Source organism: Streptomyces sp. CNQ329, from assembly GCF_000482585.1.
The window spans coordinates 68,506-81,691 of sequence record NZ_AXVU01000004.1; the positions used below are offsets into that span (position 1 = coordinate 68,506).

The window sequence follows — 13,186 nt, forward strand, 5'->3', positions numbered from 1 at the left end:
GTGCGCGGGTACGCGGCGCCCGGCTCGTACGGGACGCGGACGGCGTGCGGCTCAGGCGCTCTCCTGGTGCCGCTGCTCCGGCTCGGCGGCGCGGGAGCGGGGCACCAGCGTCGGGTTGACGTTGGAGTGGACCGCTTCCTCCGTGATGACCACGCGGGCGACGTCCTTGCGGGACGGCACCTCGTACATCACCGACTGCAGCACTTCCTCCATGATGGCGCGCAGCCCGCGGGCGCCGGTGCCGCGCAGGATCGCCTGGTCGGCGATGGCCTCCAGCGCCGGGCGGTCGAAGTCCAGCTCGACGCCGTCGAGTTCGAAGAGGCGCTGGTACTGCTTGACGAGCGCGTTCCGCGGCTCGACGAGGATCTTCAGCAGGGCGGCCCGGTCCAGGTTGTGCACGCTGGTGATGACCGGCAGCCGCCCGATGAACTCGGGGATCATGCCGTACTTCACCAGGTCCTCGGGCATGACCTCCTGGAACGGGTCCTCGTTCTCCAGCTCGCGCTTCGAGCGGATGGTGGCGCCGAAGCCGATACCCTTGGCGCCCGCCCGGGACTCGATGAGCTTCTCCAGGCCGGCGAACGCGCCCCCGACGATGAACAGCACGTTCGTGGTGTCGATCTGGATGAACTCCTGGTGCGGGTGCTTCCTGCCGCCCTGCGGCGGCACGGAGGCCGTGGTGCCCTCCAGGATCTTCAGCAGCGCCTGCTGCACGCCTTCGCCGGAGACGTCACGGGTGATCGACGGGTTCTCACTCTTCCGTGCGACCTTGTCGATCTCGTCGATGTAGATGATGCCGGTCTCGGCCTTCTTGACGTCGTAGTCGGCGGCCTGGATCAGCTTCAGCAGGATGTTCTCCACGTCCTCGCCGACGTACCCCGCCTCGGTGAGGGCGGTGGCGTCGGCGATGGCGAAGGGGACGTTGAGCATCCGCGCCAGGGTCTGCGCCAGCAGCGTCTTGCCGGAACCGGTGGGGCCGAGCAGCAGGATGTTGGACTTCGACAGCTCGATGCCGTCCTCGCGGTTCTGCGCCGCGGCGCCGTTCTCGCCGGCCTGCACCCGCTTGTAGTGGTTGTAGACCGCGACGGACAGCGCCTTCTTGGCGGCCTCCTGGCCGACGACGTACCCCTCGAGGAACTCGTAGATCTCGCGTGGCTTGGGCAGTTCCTCCCAGCGCACCTCGGAGCTCTCCGCGAGCTCCTCCTCGATGATCTCGTTACAGAGGTCGATGCACTCGTCGCAGATGTAGACACCGGGTCCTGCGATGAGCTTCTTGACCTGCTTCTGGCTCTTGCCGCAGAACGAGCATTTGAGCAGATCGCCGCCGTCACCGATGCGTGCCACGAGGTGCTTCCCCTTCGCCTGGGATCCGCTCTTGGGGGGCGGAACCTGGTTGCGTATCGACGGTACCTTGCCCGGAGCCCCGAGCGGTCCCCTTGGGCCCAACTCACTGGTTCGCTTCCCAGGGGACCGCTCCACGGGCGGCCCTGTCCAGAGGACAAGGGCCCGGGCGAAAGTCCGGCGCCGCGGATACGGAGCCGGGAGCCGCCGCGAGCGTCAGCCGCCGATGCCGGCGGAGAGCTTGCGGGTGGAGACGATCTGGTCGATCAGCCCGTACTCGAGGGACTCCTCGGCGGTGAGGATCTTGTCCCGCTCGATGTCGTCACGGACCTTCTCGATCGGCGTCGTCGAGTGCTTGGCCAGCATCTCTTCGAGCTGGTTACGCATCCGGAAGATCTCCTTCGCGGCGATCTCCAGGTCGGAGACCTGGCCGCGGCCGGTCTCGGTGTACGGCTGGTGGATCAGGATGCGCGCGTTCGGCAGGGCCATGCGCTTGCCCTCGGTGCCGGCGGCCAGCAGCACGGCGGCGGCCGAGGCGGCCTGGCCCATGCAGACGGTCTGGATGTCCGGCTTGACGAACTGCATGGTGTCGTAGATCGCCGTGAGCGCCGTGAAGGAGCCGCCGGGGCTGTTGATGTAGACCGAGATGTCCCGGTCGGGGTCCATCGACTCCAGGCACAGGAGCTGGGCCATCACGTCGTTCGCCGACGCGTCGTCGATCTGCACGCCGAGGAAGATGACCCGCTCTTCGAAGAGCTTCGCGTACGGGTCGTACTCGCGGATGCCCTGCGAGGTGCGCTCGACGAAGCGCGGGATGACGTAGCGGGACTCGGCGCCCAGCGAACGACGGGCGTCGGCGGCCTCGTCGGCCATACGGTCGTAGAGGCCGCGTCCGGGGAAGTTCTGCATCGTGGTGTTCCGTCCTGGTGGCAGTGCGGCTTTGAAAGGCTGCGCGGGGCTGTTGCGGGTCGTTGCCGGGCGCCGGGGCCTCAGGCGCCGGTGCCGCCGCCGCCGGGGATGCCCGTGGCCGACGGCATGACCTCGTCGATCAGGCCGTACTCCTTGGCCTCCTCGGCGGAGAACCAGCGGTCGCGGTCGGAGTCGTGGGTGACCTGCTCGACGCTCTGGCCGGTGTGCAGCGCGGTCAGCTCCGCCATCTTCTTCTTGGTGCGGATGAGCTGCTCGGCGTGGATCTTGATGTCCGTGGCGGAGCCGGCCAGGCCGGCGGACGGCTGGTGGATCAGGATCTCGGCGTTGGGCAGCGCGAAGCGCTTGCCGGGGGTACCGGCACTGAGCAGGAACTGGCCCATGGAGGCGGCGAGGCCGAGGGCGATGGTGACGATGTCGTTCTTGATGAACTGCATCGTGTCGTAGATCGCCATGCCGGCGGTCACGGAGCCGCCCGGGCTGTTGATGTAGAGGTTGATGTCCTTGTCCGGGTCGGCGGCGAGGAGGAGGAGCTGCGCCGTGATCTTGTTGGCGATGTCGTCGTCGACCGGCTGACCGAGGAAGATGATGCGCTCGTTGAGCAGCCGGTTGTAGACCTGGTCGCCAAGGCCGCCGAAGGACGGCTCGCCCGGGCCGGAAAGCATCGGGTTCGTCACGTGTCCACCTGCTCACTCTGCGACGGCCGCCAGAGGCCGTCTGACTGTACGTTCCTGAGTTACCTGACTTGTTTTATGGACCCTAACGCGCAGGTAGGCGGCGGCCATCCCGGTTCCGGAACTGTTCGCTGTGAGCGCAGGCCCTCCGGGCGGGGCGGCGGGGCGGCCGCACCGCGGCGGAACGGCTCCGACCGGCGCCGGAGACACCCCGCCGGTGCCGCCTCCGCGCGGGGCGAGGCCCTGCGGGGGCGCGGCGCAGCCGCAGGGCAGGACCCGTCGGCCCGGCCCACGCCCGCGGGCATGAACGGGACAGGTCCCGCAGCACGCGGCCACGAGGCTCGGACCCACGCACCCGGCGCAGCGGAGCCGCAGGCCGGGACCAGTCGGGTCCGTGGGGCGGGAGCGGGTGCCCGGGCCGGGGCCTGCGGGGCTGCCTGCGGCAGGCCGGCAGCCCGACGCGCCGCGCAGCGGTGCGGGAACCGACCGCCGGGGTACGGGCCACGGGGTCCGGGCCGGGCGCCCAGCGCGGCGCGTGCGCCCGCGGGCCGCACCGTCGGGCGACAGACCGGGACCCGGTCGGTCCGGGCTGCTGCCGAAGCACGCGGGCCGGGCGCCCGCCACCGTCCGCGGACAGTGGTGCGGGGCCGGGGCAGGTCCGGTGCGCCGCAGGTGTGCCGGAGGGGGGTGCGGCGGCTTCGGCAGGGGCGCAGCATGGGGTCGCCGTGGAGGACGCGGCGCGGCGCGAGGGCACCGTGGGGGCCGGCACGCGGCGCCGCGTACGGCCCTGGGCCGCCGCCGACGGCGTCGCGGCGTCGGCCGTGGGCTCCGCCGGCGGCGGGGTGCCGCGTACGGCCGTGGGCCCCGCCGGTCGTGCGGCGGGGCCCACGGGTGATCGTACGGCTCAGGCGTCTGCCTTCTCGGACGGCGACCCGTCCTCGGTTTCCGCGGACTGCTCCGCGCCGTCCGCCGTCTCGTCGTCGGAGGCCGCGGCCGTCTCGGCGGTCTCGTCCTCGTCCGACAGGTCCACCGGCTCGCCGTTCGTGTCCTTGATCGTTGCGGCCTCGACCACGACCGCCAGGGCCTTGCCGCGGGCCACCTCGCCGACCAGGACAGGCACCTGGCCGCCCTCGACGACCGCCTGGGCGAACTGGTCCGGGCTCATGCCCGAGGACTGGGCGCGGCGCATCAGGTGCTCGGTGAGCTCTTCCTGGCCGACGTTCACCTGCTCCTTGCCCACCAGCTCGTCCAGGACGAACTGGGTGCGGATGCCGCGCTCCGCCTGCTCCTTCAGCTCCGCCTCGTACTCCTCGGGGGTCTTCTCCTGGAGCTTGAGGTAGCCCTCCAGGTTCAGCCCCATCTGGGCGAGCTGGTGGTTCTCCAGGTTGTGCTTGCGGGTGGAGATCTCCTCCTCCAGCAGCTTCTCCGGAACCGGGACCTCGACCAGGCCGAGCAGCTCGTCCAGCACCTTCTCCTGGGCCTGCTGCGCCTGGTCGTAGCGCTTCATCTGCTCCAGCCGCTTCCGGCTGTCCGCCCGCATCTCCTCCAGCGTGTCGAACTCGCTGGCCATCTGGGCGAACTCGTCGTCCAGCTCCGGCAGCTCTCGCTCGGCGACCTGCGTCACCTCGACCTTGACCTGCGCCTCCTGGCCGGCCGCGGAGCCGCCCTTCAGTTCGGAGGCGAACGTCGCGGAGCCGCCGGCCTCCAGGCCGGTGACCGCCTCGTCGATGCCGTCGAGCAGCTCGCCGGAGCCGATGGTGTACGACACGCCGCTGGCGACGCCGTCCTCCAGCACCTCTCCGTCGACGCTCGCCTCCAGGTCGAGGGTGACGACGTCGCCCTCGGCGGCGGCCCGCTCCACCGGCGTGGTGGAGGCGAAGCGCTCGCGGAGCTGCTCGACCGACTTGTCGACGTCCTCGTCGGGGACCTCGATGGCGTCGACCTCGACGCTGATACCGGAGTAGTCGGGGATCTCGAACTCGGGGCGGATGTCGACCTCGGCGGTGAAGGTCAGCGTCTCGTTGTCCTTCAGCTCGGTGATGTCGACGTCGGGCCGGCCCAGCGGCTTGAGGTCGCCCTCGTTGACGGCGTCCTCGTAGAGCTTCGGCAGCGCGTCGTTGACGGCCTCCTCAAGGACGGCGCCGCGACCGAACCGCTGGTCGATGATGCGGGCCGGGATCTTGCCCTTGCGGAAGCCCGGCACCGTGACCTGCTGGTTGATCTTCTTGTACGCCGCGTCGAGGCTGGGCTTGAGCTCCTCGAAGGGCACCTCGACAGTGAGCCGAACCCGGGTCGGGTTCAGGGTCTCCACGGCGCTCTTCACGGTCGGTCTCCTTGGGATGGCGTCTGGGAAGTGCTGTACTTCTTCTGGACTTCTTGTGGCTGCGTCCGGCTTCCGGCAGAAGCGCGTGGAGCGGCCCGGTCCAGGCACGCAGGAACGCAGCTTGCATAGTACCGGTGCCGGGTCCGCTCCCCAATGAAGGGACCTTCACGACGAAGGTCCCCTGCCGCGGTCGGGGTGGCCGGATTCGAACCGACGACCTTCCGCTCCCAAAGCGGACGCGCTACCAAGCTGCGCCACACCCCGCGTGTGCGAGCAGTAGGGTACATGCCCGCACAGCCGCGCCGCCGCCGATTACGTCCCTGGTGACGCCGCACGCGGCCCGTACGCCGCACGGGCCGCACGCGCGCGTGCGGGCGGGGCCGGGAGCCCGAAGACGCAGCGGCGTGCGGGACCGGGGGCACAGCGGCTACGATGCAGGGCGTGCCACCCGCCGTGGGTGGCGCCTGCGGGTGTAGCTCAATGGTAGAGCTCCAGCCTTCCAAGCTGGCTACGCGGGTTCGATTCCCGTCACCCGCTCGGTGAGACGGCCGGGGTCCGGGCCGCGCCGCGTCCGCCGGGACGCGCGCAGGCCGGGGTCCCGGCCGTCGGCGTGTGCGCGGCGGCCGGGGCGCCCGCGGGGGCGGTCAGGTGCCGATGTCGCTGATGCTCTGGCTGATCTCGTCGAGTGCATCCTGGATGTCCGGAGCGGCGCTGGTGGACGCCAGGAAGAAGCCGAAGAGCACCGCGACGATCGCCGGGCCCACCTTGATCGAGCCGCCGCGGATCAGCACGACCAGGATGATCCCCATCAGCAGCACCAATGACAGTGAGATAGCCACGCCCTGATCACCCCTAGGTTCTCGTTCACCCACCCAGGGCACCCGCCGCCCGCACACCCCGGTGGATCCATCGTGCCACCAAGAGGTGCACGGGGGTGCGTGGGATGCCCAACTGGCTGATATCTCGCGCCCCTTACACCGATCTGCGCCCACGGCGCATGCGGAGCGCCGTACGCGGGGCACCGTGCGACCCCCGCGCCGGCGGTGCGCCCATGCGGTCCATCCCCGGCGGCGGGCCGGGGGAAACCGGAGCGGCGAATCCGAATTGCGTGATCGGGGGGGTCCGGATTTACGCAATGTGCGGTACGCGGGCGGGCGTTCCGGCCCGTCGCAATTCCCCATTCACAGCAGATTCATGCACGGCAAACTGGCCGAAGAAGATCGGTGGACACGCCGCCACTCCGTCCCTCCATGTCCGATTCATTCAGGACAAAACTGGCATACGATGATGCCCCCTGCCCTCGCTGTCCTTCTTCAGGGTGAGGAAATTGCCGACGCCGACTTCGAATTTACGGGTCCGACGCTCGGACGCTATGGTGCCGACGATGTTTCGATCCCCCCTCGACCCCAACCCGCCGGTGCGGTTCCGGGTTCCGCCGCCGGACTCGTATCTGGAGGCTTCGTGACCCACCCGCCGCAGACCGCGGCTCGCCCGGCCGGCGAATCCGGCAAGCCGAAGGCCCGCGATCCCTTCTTCGACAACGCAAAGTACCTGGCCATCGTGCTGGTCGCACTCGGCCACGCGTGGGAGCCGCTGCGCGATGACAGCCGCGCCGCGTCCGCGCTCTACATGCTCGTCTACTCCTTCCACATGCCGGCGTTCATCCTCATCTCCGGCTATATGTCGCGCTCATTCGACCTCGGTCGTCCCGGGCGCGTACAGCGGTTGGTCACCGGCGTGCTCGTGCCGTACGTGATCTTCGAGACGGCGTACACGTTCTTCAACCGCTGGGCGGGCGAGGTCCCCGACTACCGCATCAGCATCCTCGACCCGTGGTATCTCACCTGGTTCCTCATCGCGCTGTTCGTCTGGCGGATGACGACGCCGCTGTGGAAGGCGGTGCGCTGGCCGGTTCCGCTGGCGCTGGTCATCGCCATCGCCGCGTCCATGAGCGACACCGTCGGCAACGACCTCGACCTGCAGCGCGTGCTGCAGTTCATGCCCTTCTTCGTGCTCGGCCTGATGCTCAGGCCGGAGCACTTCCAGTTGGTGCGCAGGCGGGAGGTGCGGCTGCTGTCCGTGCCCGTGGGCCTGATGGCCGCGGTCGTCGCGTACTGGGCGGTGCCGCGGATGAACGCCGGCTGGTTCTACCACCGCGACTCCGCGCAGGAGTTGGGTGCGCCCATCTGGGCCGGGCCGGTGATGACGTTCGCGATGTTCGGCTGCGCCCTGGTGCTCACGGTGTGCTTCCTGGCCTGGGTGCCGCGGCGCACGATGTGGTTCACGGTGCTGGGCGCGGGCACGCTCTACGGCTATCTGCTGCACGGCTTCCTCGCCAAGGGCTCCCGCTTCTGGGGCTGGTACGACAACGACTTCGCGCACACGCCGCTGGGCGCCATCGCCGTGACGGCGATCGCGGTCGTCATCATCACGGTGCTGTGCACCCCGCCGGTGCGGCAGATGTTCCGGTGGGCCATGGAGCCGCGGATGAACTGGCTGTTCAAGCCCGACACCGACGCCGGCCGCGGCGGCTCGCCGCACTCCCGGCCGGCGTCGGCGGAGCACTCCCCCGAGCGGGAGCGGGCGACCGCCGGCCGCTGAATCTCCTTACCCCACGCGGCCCGGGCCGCCCCTCCTTCGCGCAGGGGCGGCCCGGGCCGCCGGCGTTCCCGTACGCCTTCCGGTGCGCCTTCTCACACACGTGCCCGTACGAATCGCGCCACCCCGCCGCCGGCCCGCCGTCAGCCCGCCGGCTCCGTCCGCCGCAGCACCGCGCGGGCCGGCAGCACGGTGCCCAGCAGCCCCAGCCCCACGGCCCCCCCGCCGAACGCCGCGACGGTCAGCGGCGGCAGGTAGGGATCCCCGCCGGTGATCCCGCGGACCATCGGCACGAGCGTCGCCGCCGCGATCGTCCCGCCCAGCACCAGGCCCGCGACCCCGACGAGCAGCCCCTCCCAGCGGATCATGCCCAGCACCTGACGCCGGGTGGAGCCGATCAGCCGCAGCATCCCCAGCTCGCGGCGGCGGTCCAGCACCGTCATGACGAGGGTGTTGACCGCGGCGATCGCGGCGAAGCCACCGAGCACGCCGGCCATCGTGAAGTTCGCCCAGCGGTTGAGGCTGCGGTCGACGTCCTGCTGCCGCGCGTAGCCGGCCGCGTCGGTCACCTCGGTGCCGGCCCCGCCGAGGGCGCCGAGGCCGGCCGCGCTACCGCCGCTGACCAGCACGTCCGTGTCGTACGCCGCGGTGACGTGCCCCGTCAGCACCGCGCGGTCCAGCGTCACCTGGGCGAGCCCGAGACCCCGCCCGTACGTGGCCGCCACCTCGGCCCGCACGGGCACGCCGTCCGGCAGCCGCAGCTCGACGCGCTCGCCGACGCCGACGCCCGCGGAGCGGGCCAGGTTCTCGTCGAGCGCCACCGTGCCGGGCTCGTGCAGCCGGTCGAGGGTGCCGTCGGTGACGTCGAGGTCCTGGACGTGGGCGAGCCCGTCACCCGAGATGCCCTGGGCCGTAGCGCCCTGCAGCCACCGGTCGCCCCCGCCGCCGACCGGCACCAGCACCTCCGCGCGCAGCACACCCACCGCCGCGTCCACCCCGGGCCGCCGCGCGGCGCGCTCGGCGGCGTCGGCGGGCAGCCCGGCGGGGTGGGTGACGACGTGGTCCGCGGTGACACCGTCGCGCTGCTGGGTCGCGGTGGCGTGGTCCTCGCTCGTGTGCATGAAGACCAGCACCGAGGCGAACGCCGTCGCCAGCACGATCGGCGTGATCGCGGAGGCCAGCCGGCGGGCGTGCGTACGGGAGTTGGCGGCGGCCAGCTCCGCGGCGGCGTCGCCGGCGCGCAGCGGCAGCCCCAGGAGCCCGGCGGCGAGCCGCGCGATCAGCGGCCCCAGCAGGGCGACGGCCAGCATGAACAGCATCACCACGCCGAGCGCCGCCTCGGCCGCGTCGTCCCCGGCGGAGCGGGCGGCGACGCCGCTGAGCGCGATGCCGCCGGCGACGGCGCCGAGTCCGAGGACCGTGCGGACGATCCCGGGGCGCAGTCGCTCCACGGACGCCTCGGTGAGCGCCTCGCCGGGCTTGGTCCTGGCGGGCCTGCGGGAGGCCGCCCAGCCGGCGACCAGCGCGCTGAGCAGCGCGGTGCCCACGGCGACGGCGAGCGGGACGGCGGAGACGTGCAGGTCGAGGGCGGCGGGCACCGCGTGGCGGTCCTTGAGCCGGCCGAACCACCAGGACGCGAGCCCGATGCCGGGCAGCAGCCCGGCGACGCCGGCGACGGGCGCGACGAGCAGTGCTTCGGCCGCCACGGAGCGGCGGATCTGCCGCGGGGTCGCGCCGATGGCCCGGAGCAGGGCGAACTCGCGCTTGCGCTGGGCGACGGAGAGGGCGACGGTCCCGGCGGCGGTGAAGACGGCGACGGTGGCGGCGATGCCGCCGAACGAGCCGCCGAGTCCGGTCAGCAGCTCCTCGGCCGCCGCCACACGGGGATCCTCCGCACCGCCGCGTCCGTCTCCGGTGTGCACCTCGGCCCGCTCCCCCACCGCACCGCGCACGGCGTCGGCGAGCTGCCCGGTGCCGACACCCGCGGCGGGCAGCACGGCGACGGCATCGAACCGCCCCGGGTGCCCGGCGGCCCGGGCGGCGGCGTGATCGGCAAGGTAGACGGCCCCGCCCGCGTCGGGTGCGGCGGTTGCGGCGGTTGCGGAACCGGACGAGCCGCGCGCCGGGACCGCGCCGCCGCCGTCGGCGGAACCGTCTCCCGCGGCACGTGACGCCGCCCCGCCTGCGGCGGGGGCGACCGGTCCGGGAGAGTCCGGAGCCCCGGAGGGCGACCGGGCGGCTGACGTGCCGTCCGCGGCGCGCGACGCGTCGCCGGCTGCGGCGGGCGGGCCGTCGCCGCGCGTGGCCGCCGCGGTACGCGTCGCGGCGGGTGCGTCCGCGGGCGGGGCCGCGAGGCCGGAGACGTGGAAGTCCCGGGTTCCGGCGGGGAGTACGAGGGTGATCGTGTCGCCCACCTCGGTGCCCGTCGCGCGGGCCGTCGTGTGGTCGAGGACCACCTCGTCCGGCCCCGGCGCCGAGCCCGCGGTGAGTGCGGCGCCGGTGAAGGCGTGGGAACCCCAGCCCTGCGCGGAGAGTCCGGGGCCGGGCGCGGCTTCGTCGTGTACGCGGTCCGCCGCCAGCCTGGTCGGGAACGTGACGTCCGGGACCGCGGTCGCGACGCCCCGTGCCGCCGCGATCCGCTCCACCAGCTCCGCCTTCACCCGCGCCCGGTCCGGTACCTGTTCCGAGGCGTCGTAGGCGTCCTCGCCGCCGCCCACCGTGAGGTGCGTCCGCTGGTCCGCGGCGACGACCACCGGCGCGTTCGCGTACCGTTCCGGCGGCACCGCCGCCCGTACGCCCGTCTCCAGCAGGATGCCGCAGGCCGACACGATCAGCGCCGCCATCATCAGCGCGACGAACGTGCCCGCGAAGCCTCCCGGCCGGAACCGGAGCGCGGCCCGCGCGAGCCCGTTCGTACGCGCCCGCACCCCCGCCGCCGGCAGCCCGCCGCCCCACTCCGGCCCCGCGACCGGGCCCGGGACCGGGCCCGTCCCGGTGTCCCGACCGGGCCCGGAGGCCGGCCCGCCCCGCCGCCCGGCCTTCTTCCTCACGCCGCCGGCTCCGCCGCCCGGCGCTCGCCGCGCGGGTCGAGCGTCGTCATCCGGGTCGCCACCTGCTCCGCCGTCGGCCGCCGCAGGCTGCCCGCCAGGGCGCCGTCCGCGAGGAACAGCGCCACGTCCGCGTACGACGCCGCGACCGGGTCGTGGGTGACCATGACCACCGTCGCCCCGAGGCGGTCCACCGCGTGCCGCAGCAGTGCGAGGATCTCCGCGGCCGTGCGGGTGTCCAGCGCCCCCGTCGGCTCGTCCGCGAAGATGACGTCCGGCCTGGTGACCAGCGCGCGGGCGATCGCCACCCGCTGCTGCTGGCCGCCGGACAGCTCCGCGGGGCGCCGCTTGCCGTATGCCGCGAGGCCGACCTGCGCGAGGACGTCCGCCGCCCGCGCGTGGTCGGCGCGCAGTCCGGCGAGCCGCATGGGCAGCAGGATGTTCTGCGCAACGGTGAGCGACGGCAGCAGGTTGAACGCCTGGAAGACGAACCCCAGCCGGCTGCGGCGCAGTTCGGTGAGCTTGTTCTCCCCGAGCCCCGTCAGCTCCGTGCCGCCGAGGAGCACCGAGCCCGCGGTGGGCCGGTCGAGCCCCGCGGCGCACTGCAGGAGCGTGGACTTGCCGGATCCGGAGGGGCCCATGACGGCGGTGTACGTGCCCCGGGGGAGGGCGAGGTCGATGCCGCGCAGCGCGTGGACCGCGCCGGCGCCGCGGCCGTAGCGCCGCTGGACGCCGCGTAGTTCGACGGCGTGGCCGGGGGCGGCGGGCGCCCCGTCGTCCTGCCGCTCTCCCCTGCTCCGCAGCCGCATGCCGTCCGCCCTTCGTCCGTGCCGTTCACGGTGGTCGTGACCGGGGCCGCGGCCCCGGTCGTCGTGCTCTCGACGCTACGGAGCGGGGGCCTGCCGCGGCCATGGCGGCTGCTGGCGGACGGAGGGTGGGGTTAACCCGAGACGAGGACCGGACATTAATGACCTGGCAATATTGAGGTAAAGTAAGTAAAGGTTTCAGGTCCGGGAACGGCCGTCCCCACGACCCCGGGAGGAAGTACCCATCGGACACGCAGACACCTTGATCGCTATGGGCGGCGCCTTCATGGCAGCCGCCATCCTTGCCCGTATCGGCAGCCGCATCGGGCTGCCGACCATCCCCCTGTTCATCCTCGCCGGCATCCTGCTCGGCCCGAACACCCCCGGCTTCGTGCTGGTCAAGGACCCGCACGACCTGGAGATGCTCACCGCCCTGGGCCTGGTCCTGCTGCTGTTCTACCTCGGCCTCGAATTCCACATGGACGACCTGAAGTCGGGCGGTCGCCGCATGGCTCTGGCGGGCGGCATCTATCTGCTGCTCAACGTGGGCGCGGGGCTCGGCTTCGGCTTCGCGCTCGGCTGGGGCACGTCCGAGGCGCTGGTGCTGGCCGGTGTGCTCGGCATCTCCTCGTCCGCGATCGTCACGAAGATCCTCGTCGACCTCGGCCGGATCGGGAACGGCGAGACCAGGCCCATCCTCGGCATCATCGTGGTCGAGGACATCTTCCTCGCCGTCTACCTGGCGGTGCTGCAGCCCGTGCTCTCCGGCGCCGAAGGACCCGCCGAGGCCGCCCTGCAGGCCGGCAAGGCACTGGCGTTCCTGCTGGCCCTGGCCACCCTCGCGCGCTTCGGGACCAGGGTCATCGGCCGGCTCTTCGACACCCGCGACAACGAACTGCTCGTCATCTCCTTCCTGGGTGCCGCCGTGCTGGTCGCCGGGATCTCGGAGTGGTTCGGGGTGGCGGACGCCATCGGCGCGTTCATGGTCGGCCTGATGCTCGGCAGTACCACGTCCGCGGACCGGATACGTACGCTCGTGCACCCGCTGCGGGACGCCTTCGGCGCCATCTTCTTCTTCGGCTTCGGGCTCTCGATCGACCCGGGCGACCTGCCCTCGGTCGCCGCCCCGGTGATGCTCGCCGTGCTGCTGACGATCGTGATGAACGTGACCGCCGGCCTCGCCGCCGCGAAGCTGTACGGGTTCGGGGCACTGCCCGCCTCGAACATCGCGCTGACGCTGCTGGCCCGCGGGGAGTTCGCGCTGATCCTGGCCACCATGGCGGCCACGGCCGGCCTCGACCTGCGGCTGTCGCCGTTCATCGCCGGGTACGTGCTGCTGCTCGCCGTGCTCGGGCCGCTGGCGGCCGGCCGGTCGCACTGGCTGTCCCGCATCCTGCCCGGAGGCAACCCGCCCGGGGGCAGCGCCGCACGGGAACCGGCTCCGGGAACGGCCGGGGCCACGTGACCGCG

Annotated in this window: 9 protein-coding genes and 2 tRNA genes; 3 read left to right on the plus strand and 8 right to left on the minus strand. The window is 72.5% G+C overall.

Going from position 1 to position 13,186, the window contains the following annotated elements; genetic code table 11:
* Nucleotides 1-51: 51 nt before the first annotated feature.
* From clpX to I003_RS0102940, 5 genes are all read right to left on the minus strand, one after another.
* Complete coding sequence (gene clpX / locus I003_RS0102920) at nt 52-1,344, minus strand: ATP-dependent Clp protease ATP-binding subunit ClpX (RefSeq protein WP_027770124.1); 1,293 nt, start codon at nt 1,342-1,344, stop codon at nt 52-54.
* A 213-nt stretch (nt 1,345-1,557) separates the two neighbouring features.
* The gene (locus tag I003_RS0102925) at nt 1,558-2,250 is read right to left on the minus strand and encodes an ATP-dependent Clp protease proteolytic subunit (protein ID WP_027770125.1); all 693 of its coding nucleotides are present in this window, start codon (nt 2,248-2,250) and stop codon (nt 1,558-1,560) included.
* 80 nt (nt 2,251-2,330) lie between these two features.
* On the minus strand, nt 2,331-2,933 hold the full coding sequence (locus I003_RS0102930; RefSeq protein ID WP_106966248.1) for an ATP-dependent Clp protease proteolytic subunit: 603 nt from the start codon (nt 2,931-2,933) through the stop codon (nt 2,331-2,333).
* Between the two features lie 913 nt (nt 2,934-3,846).
* Nucleotides 3,847-5,265: a trigger factor gene (gene tig, locus I003_RS0102935; protein WP_027770127.1), complete on the minus strand. Its 1,419-nt coding sequence runs from the start codon at nt 5,263-5,265 to the stop codon at nt 3,847-3,849.
* A gap of 190 nt (nt 5,266-5,455) precedes the next feature.
* Nucleotides 5,456-5,529: transfer RNA gene (locus I003_RS0102940), tRNA-Pro, on the minus strand.
* Nucleotides 5,530-5,731: 202 nt separating this feature from the next.
* On the opposite strand from I003_RS0102940, the gene I003_RS0102945 reads away from it, so the two are divergent.
* Nucleotides 5,732-5,802 (plus strand) — tRNA-Gly (locus tag I003_RS0102945).
* Nucleotides 5,803-5,909: 107 nt separating this feature from the next.
* On the opposite strand, the gene I003_RS0102950 is transcribed toward I003_RS0102945, so the two are convergent.
* On the minus strand, nt 5,910-6,104 hold the full coding sequence (locus I003_RS0102950) for a hypothetical protein (RefSeq protein ID WP_018834270.1): 195 nt from the start codon (nt 6,102-6,104) through the stop codon (nt 5,910-5,912).
* A 622-nt stretch (nt 6,105-6,726) separates the two neighbouring features.
* Here I003_RS0102950 and I003_RS0102955 point away from each other — a divergent pair.
* Nucleotides 6,727-7,866, plus strand: a complete 1,140-nt coding sequence (locus tag I003_RS0102955; protein ID WP_027770128.1) for an acyltransferase family protein — start codon at nt 6,727-6,729, stop codon at nt 7,864-7,866.
* Between the two features lie 140 nt (nt 7,867-8,006).
* On the opposite strand, the gene I003_RS0102960 is transcribed toward I003_RS0102955, so the two are convergent.
* Nucleotides 8,007-10,913: an FtsX-like permease family protein gene (locus I003_RS0102960; protein WP_486584066.1), complete on the minus strand. Its 2,907-nt coding sequence runs from the start codon at nt 10,911-10,913 to the stop codon at nt 8,007-8,009.
* On the minus strand, nt 10,910-11,719 hold the full coding sequence (locus I003_RS0102965; protein WP_027770130.1) for an ABC transporter ATP-binding protein: 810 nt from the start codon (nt 11,717-11,719) through the stop codon (nt 10,910-10,912). The genes I003_RS0102960 and I003_RS0102965 overlap by 4 nt, the downstream gene beginning before the upstream one ends.
* 268 nt (nt 11,720-11,987) lie before the next feature.
* On the opposite strand from I003_RS0102965, the gene I003_RS0102970 reads away from it, so the two are divergent.
* The gene (locus tag I003_RS0102970; protein WP_027770131.1) at nt 11,988-13,181 is read left to right on the plus strand and encodes a cation:proton antiporter domain-containing protein; all 1,194 of its coding nucleotides are present in this window, start codon (nt 11,988-11,990) and stop codon (nt 13,179-13,181) included.
* The last annotated feature ends 5 nt before the right edge of the window (nt 13,182-13,186 follow it).